The sequence below is a fragment of the Ammoniphilus sp. YIM 78166 genome (genome assembly GCF_004522215.1).
Classification (GTDB): domain Bacteria; phylum Bacillota; class Bacilli; order Aneurinibacillales; family RAOX-1; genus YIM-78166.
In genome coordinates this window covers 109,579-130,175 of record NZ_SDLR01000003.1, presented here as the reverse complement: position 1 = coordinate 130,175, position 20,597 = coordinate 109,579, and the positions used below count along the sequence as shown (strand labels likewise).

The window sequence follows — 20,597 nt, the reverse complement described above, 5'->3', positions numbered from 1 at the left end:
ATTAGTTAATGGTTGCTTTTTCGAGGCATTTATTCCGAAGATTTTCTGGCTAATTCATCACGATCATCAGCTTGCGGAGGTTGCTCCATCCAACCATTGTTAATCATGATATTTGCTCCATCTTCCGCATACTGTAAGATTTCTGTCATAAGTCTTGTATAATGCGAACTTACATCACGTCTTGAGCTTGAGGCGAGAGCAGCACCGTAATTTCCCGCACCTGGTGCATTTAAGCTAGATATATGGTACATCATGAGTTTATCTGAAAAAACAGATATGGTTGAATCCATAAATGTATGATCCCACGTCACCGGTGAAGGGATATGCTCCTCGTTCAATACGGAACTAATATCTCAATATGCTTTGAAGCGATGTCCCTTCCCCTAATAAAATACTCACTCACCGTATCGGATTTAGCGACTTGACTAAACCCTATTATCAACGCCTTCCCTAATGCATTGGTTTGGATATTATATAACTGTGTAATCTCTATGGCTGTCAACGGCCTGCGATCACCAAACCAACCAGTTAAAAAATTCTGTTTTTGAACGAAATCAACCTTTTCAGGGATGGATATGTAAGGAGGTCTAATATAACCCCCTTTCGAAAGCATTACTTTCCTTGCTTGATCTTCCAATTCGGTGGATGAAACCAAACATTCCTTCATGAAATCATGAACATCGGAACGAGCGGTATCGCCCATGTAGGTATTCCAAAGGGTTGCTAACTCTGCTGAGGATAAGCGAATATTATGTTCTGTTTCCGCTTTAGTCACCATATGTTTCCTCCTGTTATAAAGTTAATTTTGTTTCCATGTGAAAACAAAAAAATGTTCACCCCGTTTAACAAGGTGAACGAATGGAAACCAAACACAATATTACTTAACATCAGCACAATTATTTTCCGATAACATGAAACACTTTATTCATTCTTATAAAAAGATTTAAATGAAGAGACAGTAACTACTCAAAACCTCAGATATATGAAAAGCCTTCTGTATCCCCGAAGGCAAAAAACTGATCATACTTCTCTTTTATCGTGCCTTCTGTTTAAATGGATTAAAGTTTAATTCACGGTTCCGATTACCGCTCTTATCTCTTACTTTTAGCAATAATTTTGTGAACCAGTACGCAATATAGGCTACTCCAACGTCGATAAGAAAAAGGTAAAATTGAGTCATTCCCTGTCTAAATTCAACAAATCCCATATATTGTTCAATCGTTGCGAAACCAAATGCAAACACAGCACTTAACAACACGGTATACAAATAGAAATTTTTATTCTTATTGGTACAGTATTGATATAAAAGCAAAAAACCAACTGGAAGTACCGATGCAGTCATATTGCTTGCAATCGGTAATACAGGTGTTAGAAAGTATGTGTGAATCAAGTAACCGTTTCTTCCAAGTGCAATATCAAAGTACGCCCAAAACATATGTACCGTATATCCAAAGAAAAATATCTCAATAATTCTTTTTCGATCTACTGTAAAGTAAAGCAGTATAAGTGGTGCTACAAACAAGGAAAAAACTATCCAATATTGCCAATCCCCCATGCTCGAAAAATTATTCCAATATGTACTTACCAGCGAATTTAACTCGTCCTGTTTCTCGTGGATTTGATTCCAATACTGTCTATATTCCATTTAAAATGCCTCCACTATTTAGAAGCCAATTTGTTTCGATCTACTGCATATGGTGGTTTTTCCAGCCAGCCTTTCTTAATCAACGTTTTTTGTAAATCTTCAACATATGCTGCGATCTTCGTTAATGATTGAGTATATTGCATAGCAATATCGCTTCTTCCGTTTACTGCTACTGAATTTCCAAAAGCTCTTATTTTCATTGAAAACATATCCATCTTATGATAAAGCATGATCTTATCTGAAAAAGGAGAAATAGTAGATGATGTTACTAAATCGTCCAGAAAAGTGGGAGTAGATAAATTTTCGTCATGTAGCATTTGCATATAGCGTTCAATATTGGCAGTTGTCATGTCTCTACCTATTTCAAACAATTCTCTAACCTTTTTATCCTTCGCTACTTGCGCGAACGCCATAATGAGTGCTTTACTTGTTACATTATTTTCAATATTATCGTAAAAATGGGCAATTTCTAATGCATGCATGGGTCGAACATGCCCAAAGAAACCATTTAAAAAATCGTGATGAATAAATTCAACCTTTTCAGGAATTGGAATTATCGGTGGCTTAATGATAAGGCCTTTACTCATTAATACTTCTTTGATTTGCTCCATTAAATTTATGGTTGAATCAAGACAATATCTAAAAAATTCGTTAACATCCTTTCTATATAATAAAGGTAATCCTACACTATAAATACTCATGCCTGCTTTTGCGATATATTTTAGATAATGGACATAAAATTCGTCTTGGAATAAACGAGGAGCCTCTAAATTTACGTCCTCTTCTGAAAATCCTTTCGGAATTGGGAAGCTTTCTTTCGTAAAAATTTCTTCAATTGACTTCACAAATTCTTGGCTTAATTCTAATGCATTCTCTACTAAGGTTTTAATATCCTCATCCTCAACGTGCTGAAGATAATAACTTAAAATGCATTTTGACATGCTGTTTCCCATATAGGTAACCCAAAGTTTGCCCATTTCTGCCGATGTTAGTTTTTCCATAGTGTTTGTTTTATTGGAACTTAGAGTAATTGGTTTCATCCTTTTCCAAGCAACCTCTCTCTTTTTTTGTTATTGTTTTCCTCCAATACAAATCGTATTCTGAACTCAAATCAACCATAAAAAACCATATTAATTGTCTTTTATTTCACTCAACTGCCCTTTAGTGCACCAAACAAGCAGTGGACGGATGCCCATCCCATTCCCTCGCTATCGAATCCCGTTTGTTCAATAACAAAAAGAGGAGCTAGGATTTCCGCTCCCTAACTATCGAGTCCCGTTAGAAAAAGGCTTGGAATGGTAGGTCTTAAGCCATCAATTTGACCGCCATCGACGATAAATTCCTGAAAGTAAAATAACGATTGCTGATGTTTTAAATATGTTCAATAAAGCATCTGCGTAGGTAGGTAAATACATTTAGGAAGGTTTCTTGTTTAATTGAAAAGAGAATACCCTCGTGGATTAACATTAGTATAAAGAAAATTAAACCTTCTTTAAACGACCTTCTTTAAACGACCTTCTCTAACTGACTACTCCTCCGACCAAAAGTAGAATAGGGTAAATAATTGATAAAATAAATGATAAGATAACTGTAATTTGCCACATGAATAAAAGTATCCTCCAATTAAAGTATTGACTCCCGGTAGCGGCTATGATTATTGTTGTTTTAATCTTTCTACTTCCTTCTCTAATGAATCAATTCTCCTATGGACTCTATATAAGATTGGAGCGTATATGATGGCAATAGTAATGAGCCAACCCATTTTAGTCCACCTCCCTTTTGTCTTTTTGGAAAAATTATTCCATCAAAATAATTCTCGCTATTCCATAATCCTGCCTTTAGCGCAGCAAAAAAGCAGAGGGGATGCGAATCCCGTTCCCTGCTATCGAATCCCTTTAGAGATAGGTCAGTCCTTTTGTGAATCTACATTGCTTTATTGTAAAAGTATTTATCTACCTGTTTATACGCTAAATCAATTAAATCTTCAATTTCTTCCCGCTCAGTATCTAACACCTTGATTTCATTCAATAATTCCTTCTTATTTTCCACTTCTTCTCGATCAATAAGTTCATAAATAAAGTCAATCTTATCGTCCAGTTCATCTCTTCTGGTATTCCATTGTTTAATTTGATCAAACAATTTCTCCTTAAAATTATTCACTTTTTTCACTCCGTTCTTTGTTTGATATCCTAATTAATGGTTATCTTAACACCTAACGGATAAATCCATTCCATAACTTTCCATAAAAACGAGGTGAATATTATGTCAGATTATAGCAAAAAATCCATCGAAGAACTTGAAGAGTTAACCGCTCATTATGAGCACGAAAACTTTGAAATCATGAAAGAACTCATTCGCCGCGGGGTAGGTAAAGATTTACCCGATACTCTTGAACACCCTAGCATGATTCCTGTTGAAGATGATTTTCGTTAATTAAAAGAATAGCCAATCGCTTTTAATGTAACGATAAAATAGTGGCTATTCAAATTCCAAGACGAGTTTAAACCACGAAAAAGTCCATGTCAAAAAGCATGGACTTTCTTATTGCGTTATCCTGCCCTTAGTTTAATAAAATTTTACCACAACAACCTATCTCATTAGAACAACGATGTTGTTGTAGAAAGAGGTCTTGTATGAGGTCATAAAGAAAAAAAGAGTATGAGTTAAGACCCATACTCTAATTTTTGTTAAACATTCTATTCAATTTACTATGATTTCTCTAACCATCTTAGGTTAAGGGTTATTTAATAAAATTTCAATGAGGGGATGAGAGGCCGCTTTTGTCGAAATCCCCTTGTGGGATGTCAAGACAAAACATGGTATAATCTATTTAGGAACATTTGTTCTTTGATAACTGAATCATAGGGGTTGTGGAAGGGAATGCAGCTACCACGTAAAATGATTCCTGTTGCTGTGGGAATCGGGTGCTGCGCATCATTTCAACCACAGCATGAGAGAATATACACGAGCTTGGCGGTAATAGACCAAGTGCCTATGCGGTACAATCCGACATAGGAGGTTCAAGTGACTTGATCTATGGCGTCCGTGATGAGAGCAGGTCAGAAATGGAACAACGGGCATGTACATGCCTCTGCTTAAGCGAGTCGCCTCCGAAATTCCACAAGGAAGATCCTCATTTCAAATGAGGAGAGGATGTCACACATAGTCTGCCATTATCGTTTAGTGTTATTTAGCTATCGATCCTTGAATCATCAAAAGACCTATTGTTTTACAAAATTACTCTCCATCCTTCCAGTTTTAATATCTAGGATTTTTCCCTCTAACAGAGTTCCTGTACGTCCATCAATTACGAATGAAGCCTCGCTCGCATCAATTTTGTTTTCAGAATCATAATAGACAATACGCCATAGATAACGTCCAGAAAAACTTTCATATTTTTTTACCCGTATATCCCAATTGTTCACGTGGTTTTCATTCCTAATGTCTATTAAATTTGTATTGTTTAGTACAAATTCTTCGCTCACATATTTACTTGTTATTCCCAATGCTTCTTTTTCTGAGATTAGTGGCATAATCTGGGCATACCTTATGCCCGCCCAGAGAACTAATATACCAATAAGATATAATACCCAGTTCGAATTTTTCATTTTTTCACCTCTTGATTTTAATATATCACGATCTTACATTTCTTCCCATCATTACTAAACTATCCTCCCTCTATGAACAAAAAAAGGACTTCCTTCCAAAAAAAAGTAGGAAAACCTATCCAATCTGATGTTGGATAGGTTCTTAATGTTTTGAAGAGACTTGAGGGCTTAATTGACAGTTCCATTGCCAATGGTGACTCTTATTCTTCCGTAAACGACATGGCTAAGCTCCAGATTTTTTCTATATTCTCAGTACGAGCTGCATACGGCGGATAACTACCTGATCCCAAAATGTTTTTGACTTGCGCAAGACCTTTGGTGCTTCTCGCTGGCTGAACAATTTCCAGCTTATGATTAAAAAGCTGACCACTCACCTTTTCGAATTCTTCTGATGTGCAAATGTGGAAATAATTCTCTGCCATGCTGGCTGGCAAAGGATTAATCAGATTCTGCGCCATTCCAAGGATTCTCCAGACCGGACTCATATTTTGAATCGTCTCTTTTGAGAGTTTGACACGGTTGATTTCGAGAGCATTGACTTTAATTTGCCGGCTCTTTAATACCTCAGCCAATTTAAAGGTCAGCATTAATAACCCCATTTTTGAATCCCCATACATTTTATAGACACGGTAGGGCTTAGTTTCCCGTAATTCCCCGCGCAAGTTATCAAAATCAATCTTCCTTTTCGGATCGAAGAAGTGTTTGATATTTGTCGTACAAGCGTTCAAGATTCTAGGGTCATCAGACTTCTCAAGATGGTCTTCTAATAAACGAGTCATCAAAAAAGGGCCGAAGGTATTCGTTGCAAATGATAATTCAATCTGGTCTGGGCTCAGCTTATATTCTTTTTCACCATAATTGAGGTAGGCAGCGTTATGAATCAGTATGTCTAAACGAGGGTATTGGGCTTTAAAATTGACGCAAAACCTACGTATAGACTCAAACGAGGAAACATCTAGCTCCATCAGATTGACGTTCGCGTTGTTCGACGTCTTCATGATTTCTTCCTGTGCAACGCGACTTCTCTCTAGGTTACGGCAAGCCATAACCACTTTGTAGCCTTCCATTGCAAATTTCAGCGCAGCTGCTTTCCCGATTCCTGAGTTGGCACCTGTAATCAATACAATCTTATCTTTCATGTTTGAACCCCCTTTTTAATCTCAGTCCGAGATAATAGTTCAGAGCAAGGTCTGCATCATGTTCACCTAAGACACCCTTGCAAAGGATCCTAAACTCTATCAAATAATCCCCCTTCAGATAATCTTGGCGATGATAGCTAACCCAGGAAGGTGCCGAGGAAGACACAGACGGTTACCAGTAAACCATTCTTCCAATTTATAAAGGGATACTTAGTGCATGAAATAGCATTTACAACGGAAAGTTATATACAGTTTATGGGTGTACGCTAAAGAGAAGTATAATAAATGATTAGCTCAACAGGGAAAAATTATTTTGTCTCATGATCTGGCAAAGGAATGTTTAATAAAACGACTAAACTAATCCTTAGTTTACTAAAGTCTAGGGGGTATTATATATTACATAAAATAATACGTGTCAAACAACTTCAAAACCTCTCATGTAAAAGAAGCTTTATTATATGTACTGCACTCAAAATCTATTAAACTGTGACATCCATAAAGAATAAACGGACAGGCCCTCAGCACTTCCAACAGCTATTTCCAGCGAGGATAGAAAAAGAAACCCTATCCGGTGGATAGGGTTATTATAAAATTACCCTTAACCTTTGGCTTGAATCAACATACATTTTCTAGATGGGTCTACGAAAGGAAAATGTAACGATAGCATCATTAAAGTCCTCGTCTTCTGCATCTTCAGCGAAAACACCTATTACTTTAAAGGGAACCCTTGAAAATTTCACCCGATCTTGAATTACTCGAGATCGCGTAAAAGTTCTGCCGCCGTCACTGGAAAACTCCATCCTTACTTTCACCGGAAAGACTTGGGCACCCTGTCTCCTCGACGGTGTATGAAATACAAAAGAGCCAATAATGTTCCCTTCCCCAGAGCCTTGAAAAATTCTTCTTCTTCCATCAGGGGCTATCAAAGTGATTCTTTGAACAAATAAGGCGTTGGTATAAGCATGAATGAAAACGGTTGTGTTAAGGGGCAATAAAACTCTAACTGACATACTCCCACTCCCTTTGATCTCGTTGATATACTATATGCTTGAAGGATAAACACTCCATAGGGGTCCGCCCGAATATCTTTTCTATTACGAGACAATTGAAAGGAAGCCAATCCAGTTCGACTACTTTTGACAGAGGTTATGCCCATACCTTTGAGGGTATCTACCGTTGCGGCTACTTGAAATCTGGAAGGGGTATTGACCGAAGTTTTTTGTGCAGAATAAGGTGGATAACTCGAATAAGTTTATACTTTCTTATTCTGTTAAAAAAGGCTGACCCTCAAAAGTTTAGCTAAACCGACTTTTGGGGACAGCCTCTTTTATCATGAAGATACAATCAATGTGTTAACAAGAGCTTCAAAGGAGATTTCAATTTCGAGTCAGCCACGGCTGGAAAGCCAATCGGAACCAACTGGCAAGTAGCCCCTCCTTTCGCCCACTCCAATCGTTCGGTCATTTGTTTTGCCCTCTTTGGCTCTCTGCAAACAAGATCGGCTGTGGGTGGCAAAACATTTATCTTCTCCCTTGATGTATAGCAGGAATGGAAATATACTAAAAATTTTTTTACGATAGAACTTATAGCCTCCCGCTTTTCCAACTAAAGTATGGACCACACCATCCGGTTTCATGTGTTTTGACATAAGTCCAGGTAAACTCTTTATCCACAACATAGATATCCGTTTCGTTTGTAAGATCATCAGCAGCAAGCAATAAAGCATTCTCAAGAATTAACGCATCATCTGAATGCTGGTAGAAGACATAACAAGTATTCTTTGGTTCAAGATTAAACGCCTCTTCCGCATTTCCTTCCTTTAAGCAGTCCTTTTTCCCATAACTAAATAAGTGCCATAAATAACCACAGGCGCCACCGTGATCAAATAAATAAATGGATTTCTTTTCTTCATAGCTCATGTGACTAGCAAATTGATCTTCCCACTGCTTTCGTAGATAAGCCCCCCATTTTGGTATTTCCTTTACTCTGACTTTTTTATTGCTAAGACAATGAACAATATCCATCTCATTCCTCCCGAAATAATGAGTAATCTATAAATTAAAGGATAGTATGAAAGGTGCAGTTGTTCAATATTCCGTCCCCTGCCTAATGAGCTTGTCTTCTCATGGACGTTATCGTAAAGCTCGAAGCGCTTTGCCGTTGACGGTCATTCGTGCTAAGTAAAATACCTCTGGTTTTTGTAATACCCTTCGTTGAATGTAACATGAGCTTTACATCTTCATTAAAATCGCATTACAATTTCTTCAGAAAGGTTTCACTCCTGAACGATTCATGTTACCCTGAAACGAATATGATTCTCAAGGAGGTTTCAACTTGAAAAGACTATTGATTTTATCCCAGATGTTATTACTCCTACTCAGTTCGGGGGGATGCTCGTCGGGAGACTCGAGAATTGTGTTTGAAGGAGAAGGGGATTCCTGGATCGCTCAATATTTTATTAAACAAGATGGCGAAGAAGAAAAATCTTCCTTGGTTTTAACCTATATTGACGAAGATCCAGCGGATGCCGTTGGTGAGGTTCGTTTTGAAGTAGATTACCCATATGGTGAATTCAGAGGAAACGGAACTTTATCCGATAATGGTGTCCTTGAAGAAATAGCGGTCGGTCCTACCTCACCTATCATTGGCGGTGAAGTTGTGGAACTTGTCGTCAAATGGAAAGATAAAGAAGAAAAAATTATGTTGAATTGGATTACGAATCAAGGTTAGCTGTGAGGCTATCCTTGATTCCTCCACTTTAGGAGGTATCCCCGAAGCGTGTAGGGAACGAAAGTTAATTTCCATTATAGAATATTACATCTGCCAGATTTCTCTTTGATTGCTATTCCGCAGTCCTGTCCTTGAGCGGAACAAAAAAAGACTACCAGATGCAGCCTTATTTATCGAACTATCGATCTCCGTTTGGTGAATAATATGCAGATCATTAAACCATGAGGACATAGAATCCGCGATTTTCTTAAAAACCTCATTTTACAGGGGTTCACGGACATACGTTCCCTTATTTCATCAAAATTCAAGAGAATATCCCCTAAAATGAAGGATTAACGGAACCAATGTCCGCTATTATCGAGAACCTCCCCTTCTCAACTCAAATAGCGGATCGTATGTCCTTTTAAATATGATTGAACTATGCTGCTCCTTTACCGAAGCAAATAGCAGGGAATGATGCGATCTCTTTCCCCCGCTATCGATCCTCGTTCGTAACAGCTCAAAAAGGGAATTTGTTTACCTTTAAATAAACACAATTCGAAACTTGCATAATATTTTTCTCCTTAATCCCCGTGGTATCAAACACCCATTCTCCATTAATCTCTTTGGTTTCACCAGGTTTTAACCATTGGTTTATCCGCACTTTTTGGTCGCCCCGTACAAAATTATCCTTAACTGAATCATTAAATAATGCTTCTACATTCGATATAAATACGGGATAACTTCTTTCATTAATAACTGTTGCATCAAATTTAATTTCCTGTAATTTCTCAGGAGGAGTGGGTTGTTTTGAACTAGAACCCCATCCACTCACATAAACTCCACTTGTTAAAATAGGTGAGAAAAAATTGTAAAGGAATATGATAAATACCACAGTGATAAGGATGCGCCCAACTTTCCTCATTTTTCACCACCCACCTCCTTTGGATTTACCAATCCTTTTAATACGTTTCCATGTGTTAGAAGGTTTCAATAAAGGAGGAACAAAATCGCTCTTGAGCTCTCCTTGCCCTCTCTGTCCGAATCAGGCGCGGTTTCTTGACTTATCCACAGAACCATCCATCATATAATTTCCTCAACAACAAAAAAGGCCTGTTTTAGGATTTGCGGACGGGAAGCCTCTACCTCTTCAGAGGAGAGATGAAAGGCCGCTTTTGTCGAAATCCCCTTGTGGGATTGCAGGACAAAACATGGTATAATTTACATTAGAACGTATGTTCTTTGATAACCGAATCATTATGGGTTGGTCAGAGGAAAACAGTCTGACCGTAAAATGATTCCTGTGTAGCGAATGGACGCTATTTCAACTTTCATAGGTTCGGAACGAGCCTTCGGGGAGAGCGCAACGTGGGTGACTCGTTGAACCGAGAAGCTCTGCCATTTCAATGGCGAGTAGTTCACAACAAGCCAAAATAATAATCTAAATATTCGACGATCTGTAGATGATTAGATCTTTCCTGCGATAGATACTTAATACTATACCTACAGCCATCATTTGGATTACAAATTCTGAACCACCATGACTGATAAAGGGTAGACCTATCTCAATGACCGGTACAAAACTAAATGACATTAGCATACTCCACATAAATTTGATTGAAAAGATGGTTAGCATTCCTTTAATGACTAAACTTCCAAATAAGTCATTTAGCTAATTTGAAATGGTACCTAGCTTTAGGATAAAGAGAATGGCTAATCCAAACAAGATTGCTCCAGAAACCCAACCAAATGCATAAATAAGGTATGTAAAGACGAATTCGGAGTATGGATACGGAAGAGTCTTGTAGGCCGAAGATAATCCAAGTCCCCAGAGTCCAGCGGAAGAAATAGCTTCTATTGATTGTATATAGTGCCACCCACTAGTAAATGGATCTTTATATGGATTTAAGAAAATAGTTAGTCTATCCAATCTGTAAGGTGCTGAAATCGTAAAATAGAAACATGTCATTCCAAAACCAAGACTACAGAATGCAATCATTTGTTGTTTTTGTTTACGAGTTGCTTGAGATGCAGCGAAAAGGACTAAAAAACAAATAAGAAAGATAAAATTTGAAAACATCGATGAAGACATAAAATACATCAAACTAGGGAGAAATAGCAAAGAAATTAATTTGAGAAATCCTTTTGGCTGATTCCAATTCCATTTGGATATCATTCCTCCTAATGCAATCACAAACAAATAGGGACTTAGATTGATAAAGTCTACGGTTAACGATCCTATTGTCAACATTGTTCTACCGTTGAAATGGGCACCGTATATTGGCCCAATTCAATATATCAATACGTAGTAATTTTCACTGACCCCTCTAAATAATGAAAAATGAGCAGCCATGACCGCCTGCTCCGAAGTTAACGTCCCGCAGATGAATAATCACTTAGTTTTTTTTCGTGGTATAGTTAGCGTCTTCCAATCGCTAGATTTCAAGCCTTTAGCAATATAGACAATTTGCCCTATATGGTATGAATAATGAAACATCTGCCTCTCTATTGCTTGGATAACCGTATGAGGCTCGTTCCGAATAGTAATGGTCTTTAATAAGTCCTCTTCACCAATATCATTCAAGGTAGATAAAAATACATTCCAACCTGCATCCCATAATTCCAACATTTCAACTCTTGTGGTTACATCACTAACAAATTCTTCATCCCTATTTCTAAATGACTTTTCTCCATCGGTTGTAAAGAAATCAGTCCATCGGGAAACCATATTACCACTTATATGCTTAACAATGATTACAATACTATTTGAATCTTCATTTAGAGACCAGAACAATTCTTCTTCTGATAATTGTTCGAACGCTTTTTCCGCTGTTTTCTTCATGTCTAAAAACCTTGCTTTTACCACTTCCAAATATTCGGCTCCAATGCTCATACTATTCCTCCCGGATGTCTCCTACTTGAGGGGGTATCCACAAAACGTGTAATATTTACCTCAGAACACGCCATTCTCATTGGGGGAATCCTCCGGTATGGGCTGTCCCACATCCCAAAATTCGACGATAAGGTCGTTATGGAAGCGAAAGATATGGACCACTGCTCCTCCTATATCGTCTTGCCTTTGCTTCACATGGGAGTGAACCGCAACGATATCACCCTCTTCAATAGCACGTTTGACCTCAAGTATTTTGTGAGGATTCATGGCGGCACTCTCTTCCATTGCGAGCATTAGAGATTCAGCATCTCCACGGAAAAAGGGATTGTGGTGGCGGAAACCAGGTCCGATGTATCTCTCGTATGCTTCGCGTACTTCCCCCGACGCCACCGATTTTAAAAACGACACCGCCTTCTCTTTAAGCGAAGTCTTCATATCCAATCATCCTTTCTTTACAAGAGTTGTTATTTCATTCATTATATATCCAAATTGTGGATACACCAACTCAATTTGGTATGGATCTATGCAATAACTACGCTATATCCTGATGTACTGCTGGGGTAGATCCGAAAAGGAGAAAAACCTATCCAAACTGATGTTGGATAGGTTCTTTATGTTTTGAAGTGACTTGAGGGCTTAATTGACAGTTCCCTTTTTACAAGGTAAAGCTCAGAGCTTTTCCCATGGCGACTCTTATTCTTCCGTAAACGACATGCTTAAGCTCCATATTTTTTCTATATTCTCAGTACGAGCCGCATACGGCGGATAACTACCTGATCCCAAAATGTTTTTTACTTGCGCAAGACCTTTGGTGCTTTTCGCTGGCTGAACAATTTCCAGCTTATGATTAAAAAGCTGACCACTCACCTTTCCGAATTCTTCTGATGTGCAAATGCGGAAATAATTCTCCGCCATGCTGGCTGGCAAAGGATTAATCAGATTCTGCGCCATTCCAAGGATTCTCCAGACCGGACTCATCTTTTGAATCGTCTCTTTTGAGAGTTTGACACGGTTGATTTCGAGGGCATTGACTTTAATTCGCCGGCTCTTTAATACCTCAGCGAATTTAAAGGTCAGCATTAATAACGCCATTTTTGAATCCCCATACATTTTATAGACACGGTAGGACTTAGTTTCCCGTAATTCCCCGCGCAAGTTATCAAATTCAATCTTCCTTTTCGGATCGAAGAAGTGTTTGATATTTGTCGTACAAGCGTTCAAGATTCTAGGGTCATCAGACTTCTCAAGATGGTCTTCTAATAAACGAGTCATCAAAAAAGGGCCGAAAGTATTCGTTGCAAATGATAATTCAATCTGTTCTGGGCTCAGCTTATATTCTTTTTCACCATAATTGAGGTAGGCGGCGTTATGTATCAGTATGTCTAAACGAGGGTATTGGGCTTTAATATTGACGCAAAACCTACGTATAGACTCAAACGAGGAAACATCTAGCTCCATCAGATTGACGTTCGCGTTGTTCGACGTCTTCATGATTTCTTCCTGTGCAACGCGACTTCTCTCTAGGTTACGGCAAGCCATAACCACTTTGTAGCCTTCCATTGCAAATTTCAACGCAGCTGCTTTCCCGATTCCTGAGTTGGCACCTGTAATCAATACAATCTTATCTTTCATGTTTGAACCCCCCTTTTTAATCTCAGTCCGAGATAATAGATCAGAGCAAGGTCTGCACTACAGCTGGGTAAATATATCGATCTTTCAAAGAACCAGACCTCCTTAAAAGTAAAATAATACGCGTCAATCAACTTCGAAACCTCCCTATAAAAGAAGCTTTATTATATGTATCGACTCAAAATCTATTAAATGTGACATGCATAAAGAGTAAACGGACAAGCTAGCAGCACTTTCAGAAACTCCCTATTGATGATGGGGACTGTGAACATCCTTATGATCAACATGCTGTATAAAAAATGGAAACACTTTGAATCCTGGATGGTCAACATGGAGGAAAATACTTTAGAGTGAAGGTGATCAATCGTGTAGGAGAAATGTCTGATGAAGTGATACCGAAGATTAACTTTTTGGATCCCTGCAAAGAAAGGAGCATCGGTCTGACACCGATGCTAAATGTACTGGACTATTGATCGCTATGAAGATGATCCCCCGGGTTTCTTTTAAATGGGGATAGCACAACGTTTGGTTTTCTTATGACTACTGTGAAACCCACTTCTACTAGCTTATTTATCTTCTGAAATACTTTCGATATATGCGGGTCCATTCTCCGCTTGCTATAGTTCTTTTCAGGCCTACATTGATCTTTTTTAGGAGGGAACAATGACCGTTTCTAACGGCAAAGCCGTGTAAATCTATGGCAAATCTCGAGTCTCTGACGATTTTAAAAGCTGCGGTTCGACTGGTGCGGAGTACGTAGCGGAGTACGTGAAGATCAGCTGCAACGGCGTCTACAGATCCATTTCTGAGGGCGCGAAAAGTTGCAGGGTTATCCCGGAAGGTCACGATTCCGGGGTTATTTTTTCCGAGGAATTTTTCAAGCTGATCCAAAGTAATCGTCGCAACCTGGACTCCCACCCTCTTGCCGCGAAGATCATTTATCGAACGAATAGAAGAATGCTTTGGCACAAGTAATGCGGTCGTTGTTCGAAAGTAGGGTTTAGAGAAGTCTACTAAGGCTGCCCTTTCTAGCGTTATGGTAATAGATGATACGAGGATATCGGTTCTTCTTGAGCGAAGAGAGCCCAACAGTGATGTCCACGCCATAGGCACATACCGCACGTTTAAACCAGCCTTACGCGCTACGCAATTGAACAACTCGATATCAAATCCGGTCAACGCTCCCTTTCTATTGATAAAGGTGTACGGAGGGTTTGCCGCTTCCGTACCAACTTTATAAAGTTTTGGTCTGTGTGGTCTTGCCAAAGTTAATCCATCTCCTTCTGTTTATTATCGGTTGCGTCATATTGATTCCTATACTCATACAATAGGCAGGGATGAAGTTATGAAAGAGGGGCGAAAAAAATCGAATTCAGCAAACGCAATGATATCGTAGTTGGCGCCATCTATCCCTTAAGCGGGGAGCATGCACCCGTCGGCAGGAGTATTCGGCAAGCATTAGAATTAGCCGTGCATCGCTTACATCAAACGTATAGATTACCCCTACTGGGAAAACGGAGAATTCGACTTGTGTGGAGAGACTCGAAGGGCGATCCGGCAACAGGGGAAAAAGCAGCAAAGCAACTGATTAGGCAAGTGGGTGTGGGTGAAGGCCATCAATCAGCAGTACCGTGATCTCTTTGGCGAGGATATGAATGAAACGAATGCCAGGAGTTTCACGGGTATGATCGTCCTGGCGGATGCCATCTATCGAGCAGATAGCACAGCTCCCGAGTCTATTCGTCGGGCACTAAGGCAGACTAGACTTCCTGGATCTCAGCTTATCATGCCTTGGAGGGGAGTCCGATTCAATGAGTCGGGCCAAAACGAATGGGCGAATGGTCTGCTGGTTCAGCTATTGAACCAGCAATACCGGATCATCTGGCCTCCCGCGCTGGCGGAAACCCAGGTCATCTGGCCGGCTCCTTCATGGAACGCGAGGGGAAAGTAAGCGAATTCTCCGGTGAATCTCTTTGTACGGTTTTCCGAGTCTGGCATATACCTCCCTGGAAGTACGAACGAAAGCCGAAAGATCAATGTCTTTCTTGGTCAAGATGCACATCCCGCCCTTTTGGGCGGTCCGCAAGAAGCCCATTTGATTTTTTCTCAAGTAGTTCCTTTCGTAATCACGAGCAAGCTTTGCGGCTTGCAGAATGATTTTCCTTAGTGGAACGGGTAAACGTTCGTATCTCGAAGCATTCATGACAAACAAAGCAGGGCTGTACGTGTGCCCCGTCAGCGTTAAATACCGCTGCACCTCGTAAAACCGGTTGGGGATGATGAATCCCAGCGGGTTTTCCTGGCCGTGTACCCTCCCATTTTTGAGTGCAGCATAGAGGGCGGGAAACGGAATGGAAGAAAGTTCGGTACCCCATAGCCTAAACAAGGTCTGATAGATAGGATTATCCAAGGTCCTAAACTTCAGCCCCTTCAGGTCACGGGGTTTACGGATCGGCTTTCTTGTCGTTGTAATATTACGAAAGCCATTTTCCCTCCAAGCCAAATTTCTCAATCCGATCTTCCTGATCGCTCGGCTGACCTCGTTCCCAATCTCTCCATCCAGTACCTTATAAGCGTGCTTACGACTTTTAAATAGATAGGGAAAATCAAAGGCATTTGTCTCCGGAACAAGCTCTCCAATGGGCCCGGAGGCCGTTACGCCTATATCGAGTTTTCCTGCCCGCACCGCTTCGATCAATTGTCCACCGCTTACGTTCAAGCGAGGAAGGACGCGAACTTGAACACGACCCTTTGAGAAGCTTTCCACTGCTCTCTTAAAGACCAACGAGCCCCGCTGATAAGCGGAGTCCACCGGATTCAAATGACCTACCGTAATTTCCACACGGATATTCCTCCATGACTATTAAAGTGATCACACTTTTGGTTTATGTTATGACAAATGAGGATGCAAGGAGCGGGCGTGAATACTTTTGGGCAAGAGGAATCATGACGAAAGAAAGTTAAATCCGAGGGGTGCGCCTTTGGAGGGGGGACAGATAATACGCTGATATAAGTGATGAGGTAAAGCACGGGCTGCTTTGCGGGAAGGATATCGTCATACAACTGTAAAAGGTCTTTGAAAAAGAGCGCTCCAAACGTACTTGCTTTGCTCTCCCTTTATGGGCTGGAGATCCTTGTAGTCCCCTACCTGCGAGGGTATACCCGAAGAAAGGATGCCCGTATGAACCTGCACCAACATCAGGTTCACCTAAGACACCCTTGCAAAGGATTCTAAACTCTATCAAATAATCCCCTGTATCCTTAAAATAATTTCGGCGATGATGGCTGACCCGAGAAAGGTGCCAACGAAGACACAGACGGCAACCACCAAGCTTTTCCATCCTAACTTTCTGAAATCAGCCCAGGATCTCCCGATCGCAATACCCGCGTAGGCCAGGATCGGGGTGGCTAAAGCCAATAAGTTCACTTTCGTCGTCCACTGATCGACGAGAGCGGCGCCGGGCATCCAAGGCATGGACACGAGAATCCCGATAATGCCAATGTAGGCGACACTTGGCATGCTAAAGGGAAGAAGCTTCTGAAGGATAAGCCCCGCTAAACAAATAAGGATAAGGACAATCATGCCTGGTATAGCTTCTAGGGGCAACACATCATAGCCAATCCAATTTCCCAGTAATGCGGTGATACCGAAGATCAGGAGCACCAAGACCCATTCTTGAATGTTTTGAATCATCCGCTACACCTCCCTCTTGTCATGATTGGAATTAGATCCAGCCTCCGGCTCGGGGGACTTCCGGTACTTCGCTAGCCATTCATACAGCTTTTCCGTTAGGGGCAAGCCGATGAAGATACTCATATACAACCCGGTGGTCAAAGAAAGGAGATTACTCGCCCCGGCAAAGGCAATAATATCCTTCTCCAGTTCGGGGAACGCTGCTATTAGCGACCCGCTGGCCGCCGCCATCATACTGCCGCTTCCGACGCCGGAGGCCATGGCGAAGGATAAGGGATGAAGCGGGGTAAGGGTCGCCAAAAAACCAGAGATGAGCCCCATGAATACCGCACCAAACACCGTCCCGAAAATATAAATGGCCATAACGCCCCGGCCCTCTGGCGAATTGAACCCGTATTTATCCACGATCAATCCGACATTCGGTTCGCGGGCAATCGAGTGGGTCATCCCTACGGCCTCCCGCTTCAAGCCTAGAGCCACAGCTACCGGAAGTGCGATTAGGATCGTACCCAGGTTCCCAAACTCCTGAAGAAACAAGGCCGGGCCTGCTGCGATGACCTTGGGCAAGGAGGGTCCTATGATCACGCCAATCTTGGCAATTAGCAGCGTCACCCCTAATACAATCAGCGGCTCTGCGTTAGCCGACTGCTTCTCCTTGATTAAAGGAGTAAAGTAGAGGCCTAAGCCTATGATGATCGCATAGAGCATCGGCAGCAGCAAAATCACGCCCGGCCCAACCGTGAACCGATGCGTGCCTATCCACTCCGTAAGCAAAACCACAAACAGAACAATTGCGTGCAAACGCCAATCCTTCCAAAGGTTTCTATGTTGCTCCGACATGTTCATCCCTCCCGAGTTTCATCCATTTTTAATGGGCAGCAATTTTTTGCTTCGCTAGCTCCTCAAGCATCTGACCTACAGCCGTTGTGTCCATCGTTCCCTTCCCTTGCTGCTTCGCCAGCTCAAACAGTTGCTGGACGAGCGAGCCCATAAAAGAAGGAACCCCTCCGCCCTTGGCTAGCTGCATGTATAAATCTACATCCTTCGCCATATGGTTGAGCATAAAAATCACTCGATCATAGGAGCCCTGAAGCAAATTCGGTCCAAATACCGAAAGCACCTTGCTCTGCCCTGATCCCTTCTGCATCACCTCGGCGATCGTCTCCACCGGTACTCCCGCTTTTACACCCGTTAGAAAAGCCTCGCTCAACAGCACATTAATGCCTGCCACTACCATGTTATTGCAAAGCTTGACCACTTGGCCCGAACCGGACTGGCCGATGTAGAGGATCTCCTGCCCTATCGCTTCTAGCACCGGGAGCACTTGGGCAAAGGCAGCTTCATCGCCTCCCGCCATGATCGTCAGGGTTCCCTGGTCGGCCCCCTGCGGACCACCGCTAACCGGACAATCCAAGAACCCCACGTTTGCGGCTAATGCCTTTTCGTACAGCTTCCGCGTCACATCCACGTCCGTGGTGCCCATGTCCAGGATGAAGGATCCGGGCTCTAAAGTGGACAGAACGCCCTCCTCTCCGGCAAGGGTTTCCATGAGGATGGCTGAAGTAGGAAGCGAGGTGAGTACCACCTGCACCGCCCCTCCAAGCTCGGCCACCGTCATCGCTGCGGTCGCCCCAAAAGCCGCCGCTGCACTCACACAAGCTTTATCGACATCATAAACGTGAACTTCATACCCCTGCTGAACCAGGTTTTTGACCATGCCTCTTCCCATGGCTCCGCAGCCAATAACCCCTACTTTCTTCATTTGCACCTTCCCTCCTTCCATTATGGCTTCATGTAGACGGTTTTAATCTCCGTCCAGAAATCAAGTGCCGTACTGCCTTGTTCACGAGGGCCGATACTAGAATCCTTTTTCCCCCCGAACGGGAATTGATTCTCGAAGTAGGTGGACGGAAGGTTGACATGCGTGACGCCGGATTGAATGTGACGAACGAAATGAAAGGCCTTCTTCAAGTCATTCGTATAGATCGTAGAGGACAAACCAAATTCATTTTGATTCGCCAGCGCAATGGCCTCCTCGTAGCTATCCACCTCCAGCACGCCAATCACGGGGCCAAAAATCTCTTCCTTAAAAATGGTCATCTCCGGAGTGACCTTACTGAATACCGTAGGCAAGACGAAGTAGCCATGAGCCAGCTCGCCCTCCGTCAAGCGCTCCCCGCCGCACTCTAGGACGGCCCCTTCTTCTTTGGCGGTTTTGACATAGTGCAGATACGTCTGGAGCTGTCCCTCGTCCACGACAGGACCGTTATCCACGCCCGGTTCCAAGCCATTGCCGATTTTCAGAGCTTTGGCCTTCTCCACCAGCTTTGGAATAATCGTAGAGGCCATTGACTTTAGGACGATGAGGCGACTGGTTCCCGTACAGCGCTGGCCATTATCCAGAAAACCGCTGACCACAATGCTGTCTAAAGCATAATCCAGGTCCGCATCCTCCAAAATAATCGCGGGATTCTTCCCTCCCATTTCTGCTTGCATTTTTCCGCCGCGAGCCTGGACGGCTTTGCCCAGCTGGACGCCCACGTCCGTCGAGCCGGTGAAGGAAACCGCCTTGACCTCAGGATCCTCCCCGAACACGCGACCGACCACCGAGCCGGGTCCCGTTACCATATTCAGCACGCCAGCCGGAACGCCTGACTTTTCAAACAGCTCCATAATCTTCACACTGATGAGGGAGGTATGGCTGGCAGGCTTAAAGACGACTGTGTTTCCCGCAATCAAGGCAGGAGCGATCTTCCAGACCCCAATTCCCAAAGGAAAGTTGTAAGGAGCAATGACTCCCACCACGCCTAACGGCTCCCGAACAGTATAAGCAAAGATCTCCGCATCAAACGATGGCACCGTTTCTCCCGTCAAGCGTGTCGCTTCCCCGCTAAACTGCTTCATGGCTTGAATGGTCTTATTCACTTCCCCGCGTGCCTCGCGTAAGGACTTCCCGACCTCCTTAGTTAGGATATGGGCGAGCTCTTCCTTTTCCTTCTCGAGGTGAACAATCAGCTGGAACAAAATCTCTCCCCGTTGAGGTGCCGGAGTCTGCGACCATGCGGGGAACGCTTCTCTCGCAGCCGCAATCGCATGCTTCACGTCCTCCTCGTTGGATTTCTGAAAATAACCTAACACCTCCTCTACCTTGGCAGGATTGATACTGGGGTAGACTTCCCCACTCAGGCTGGGAATCCATTGGCCCCCAATATAATTGTGATACATGGCTGGTACACTCATGATGTTTGTCCTCCTCATTATATTTTATATCATTATAAAT

General features: G+C 42.2%; 21 protein-coding genes and 2 pseudogenes. 4 read left to right on the top strand and 19 right to left on the bottom strand.

All coding sequences use genetic code 11. From position 1 onward, the window contains the following. Positions 1–29: 29 nt before the first annotated feature. The 4 genes and pseudogenes from EIZ58_RS34370 to EIZ58_RS12095 all read right to left on the bottom strand — a co-directional run bounded on the left by EIZ58_RS34370 (position 30) and on the right by EIZ58_RS12095 (position 3,814). A pseudogene (locus EIZ58_RS34370) lies at positions 30–613 on the bottom strand (DUF3231 family protein). A gap of 420 nt (positions 614–1,033) precedes the next feature. Beyond that, positions 1,034–1,645 (bottom strand): hypothetical protein, encoded by a 612-nt coding sequence (locus tag EIZ58_RS12105; protein ID WP_134701087.1) that lies wholly within the window; start codon positions 1,643–1,645, stop codon positions 1,034–1,036. 14 nt (positions 1,646–1,659) lie between these two features. Beyond that, entirely contained in the window at positions 1,660–2,685 is a 1,026-nt protein-coding gene (locus EIZ58_RS12100) for a DUF3231 family protein (RefSeq protein WP_134701086.1), read from the bottom strand. Between the two features lie 883 nt (positions 2,686–3,568). Then, positions 3,569–3,814 (bottom strand): hypothetical protein, encoded by a 246-nt coding sequence (locus EIZ58_RS12095; protein WP_167577646.1) that lies wholly within the window; start codon positions 3,812–3,814, stop codon positions 3,569–3,571. Positions 3,815–3,907: 93 nt separating this feature from the next. On the opposite strand from EIZ58_RS12095, the gene EIZ58_RS33265 reads away from it, so the two are divergent. After that, positions 3,908–4,078, top strand: coding sequence for a hypothetical protein (locus EIZ58_RS33265; RefSeq protein ID WP_167577645.1), 171 nt, complete (start codon positions 3,908–3,910; stop codon positions 4,076–4,078). A 788-nt stretch (positions 4,079–4,866) separates the two neighbouring features. Here EIZ58_RS33265 and EIZ58_RS12090 read toward each other — a convergent pair. The 4 genes from EIZ58_RS12090 to EIZ58_RS12075 form a co-directional block, all read right to left on the bottom strand. Next, positions 4,867–5,253, bottom strand: coding sequence for a hypothetical protein (locus EIZ58_RS12090; protein WP_134701084.1), 387 nt, complete (start codon positions 5,251–5,253; stop codon positions 4,867–4,869). Positions 5,254–5,453: 200 nt separating this feature from the next. Further along, positions 5,454–6,392: an SDR family NAD(P)-dependent oxidoreductase gene (locus EIZ58_RS12085; RefSeq protein ID WP_134701083.1), complete on the bottom strand. Its 939-nt coding sequence runs from the start codon at positions 6,390–6,392 to the stop codon at positions 5,454–5,456. A 629-nt stretch (positions 6,393–7,021) separates the two neighbouring features. Next, positions 7,022–7,402 carry a fucose-binding lectin II gene (locus EIZ58_RS12080; RefSeq protein WP_134701082.1) on the bottom strand — a complete coding sequence of 127 codons (381 nt, stop codon included), beginning with the start codon at positions 7,400–7,402 and terminating at the stop codon, positions 7,022–7,024. Positions 7,403–7,975: 573 nt separating this feature from the next. Further along, positions 7,976–8,416: a DUF4275 family protein gene (locus tag EIZ58_RS12075; RefSeq protein WP_134701081.1), complete on the bottom strand. Its 441-nt coding sequence runs from the start codon at positions 8,414–8,416 to the stop codon at positions 7,976–7,978. Positions 8,417–8,726: 310 nt separating this feature from the next. On the opposite strand from EIZ58_RS12075, the gene EIZ58_RS12070 reads away from it, so the two are divergent. Next, positions 8,727–9,122, top strand: a complete 396-nt coding sequence (locus EIZ58_RS12070) for a hypothetical protein (RefSeq protein ID WP_134701080.1) — start codon at positions 8,727–8,729, stop codon at positions 9,120–9,122. 499 nt (positions 9,123–9,621) lie between these two features. On the opposite strand, the gene EIZ58_RS12065 is transcribed toward EIZ58_RS12070, so the two are convergent. The 6 genes and pseudogenes from EIZ58_RS12065 to EIZ58_RS12035 all read right to left on the bottom strand — a co-directional run bounded on the left by EIZ58_RS12065 (position 9,622) and on the right by EIZ58_RS12035 (position 14,889). Beyond that, positions 9,622–10,026 carry a hypothetical protein gene (locus tag EIZ58_RS12065; protein WP_134701079.1) on the bottom strand — a complete coding sequence of 135 codons (405 nt, stop codon included), beginning with the start codon at positions 10,024–10,026 and terminating at the stop codon, positions 9,622–9,624. 516 nt (positions 10,027–10,542) lie between these two features. Beyond that, positions 10,543–11,352, bottom strand: a pseudogene (locus tag EIZ58_RS12055) (FtsW/RodA/SpoVE family cell cycle protein). Positions 11,353–11,493: 141 nt separating this feature from the next. After that, positions 11,494–11,994: a DUF1572 family protein gene (locus tag EIZ58_RS12050; protein ID WP_134701076.1), complete on the bottom strand. Its 501-nt coding sequence runs from the start codon at positions 11,992–11,994 to the stop codon at positions 11,494–11,496. A gap of 60 nt (positions 11,995–12,054) precedes the next feature. Beyond that, positions 12,055–12,429: a nuclear transport factor 2 family protein gene (locus EIZ58_RS12045; protein ID WP_134701075.1), complete on the bottom strand. Its 375-nt coding sequence runs from the start codon at positions 12,427–12,429 to the stop codon at positions 12,055–12,057. 258 nt (positions 12,430–12,687) lie between these two features. Next, complete coding sequence (locus EIZ58_RS12040) at positions 12,688–13,626, bottom strand: SDR family NAD(P)-dependent oxidoreductase (protein WP_134701074.1); 939 nt, start codon at positions 13,624–13,626, stop codon at positions 12,688–12,690. A 567-nt stretch (positions 13,627–14,193) separates the two neighbouring features. Beyond that, positions 14,194–14,889: an ABC transporter substrate-binding protein gene (locus tag EIZ58_RS12035; protein WP_134701073.1), complete on the bottom strand. Its 696-nt coding sequence runs from the start codon at positions 14,887–14,889 to the stop codon at positions 14,194–14,196. 99 nt (positions 14,890–14,988) lie between these two features. On the opposite strand from EIZ58_RS12035, the gene EIZ58_RS35130 reads away from it, so the two are divergent. Then, positions 14,989–15,258 carry an ABC transporter substrate-binding protein gene (locus EIZ58_RS35130; RefSeq protein ID WP_134701960.1) on the top strand — a complete coding sequence of 90 codons (270 nt, stop codon included), beginning with the start codon at positions 14,989–14,991 and terminating at the stop codon, positions 15,256–15,258. Continuing rightward, positions 15,230–15,574, top strand: coding sequence for a type 1 periplasmic-binding domain-containing protein (locus EIZ58_RS12025; protein ID WP_134701072.1), 345 nt, complete (start codon positions 15,230–15,232; stop codon positions 15,572–15,574). The genes EIZ58_RS35130 and EIZ58_RS12025 overlap by 29 nt, the downstream gene beginning before the upstream one ends. Here EIZ58_RS12025 and EIZ58_RS12020 read toward each other — a convergent pair. The 5 genes from EIZ58_RS12020 to EIZ58_RS12000 all read right to left on the bottom strand — a co-directional run bounded on the left by EIZ58_RS12020 (position 15,551) and on the right by EIZ58_RS12000 (position 20,557). After that, positions 15,551–16,465, bottom strand: a complete 915-nt coding sequence (locus EIZ58_RS12020; protein ID WP_167577643.1) for a TRAP transporter substrate-binding protein — start codon at positions 16,463–16,465, stop codon at positions 15,551–15,553. The genes EIZ58_RS12025 and EIZ58_RS12020 overlap by 24 nt on opposite strands. 399 nt (positions 16,466–16,864) lie before the next feature. Beyond that, complete coding sequence (locus EIZ58_RS12015; RefSeq protein WP_134701070.1) at positions 16,865–17,317, bottom strand: hypothetical protein; 453 nt, start codon at positions 17,315–17,317, stop codon at positions 16,865–16,867. Positions 17,318–17,320: 3 nt separating this feature from the next. After that, a complete protein-coding gene (locus EIZ58_RS12010; protein ID WP_134701069.1) occupies positions 17,321–18,157 on the bottom strand; it encodes a DUF3100 domain-containing protein in 837 nt (278 codons plus the stop codon). A gap of 28 nt (positions 18,158–18,185) precedes the next feature. Continuing rightward, positions 18,186–19,100, bottom strand: coding sequence for an NAD(P)-dependent oxidoreductase (locus EIZ58_RS12005; protein ID WP_134701068.1), 915 nt, complete (start codon positions 19,098–19,100; stop codon positions 18,186–18,188). Further along, complete coding sequence (locus EIZ58_RS12000; protein WP_370297675.1) at positions 19,100–20,557, bottom strand: aldehyde dehydrogenase family protein; 1,458 nt, start codon at positions 20,555–20,557, stop codon at positions 19,100–19,102. The genes EIZ58_RS12005 and EIZ58_RS12000 overlap by 1 nt, the downstream gene beginning before the upstream one ends. Between the last annotated feature and the right edge of the window lie 40 nt (positions 20,558–20,597).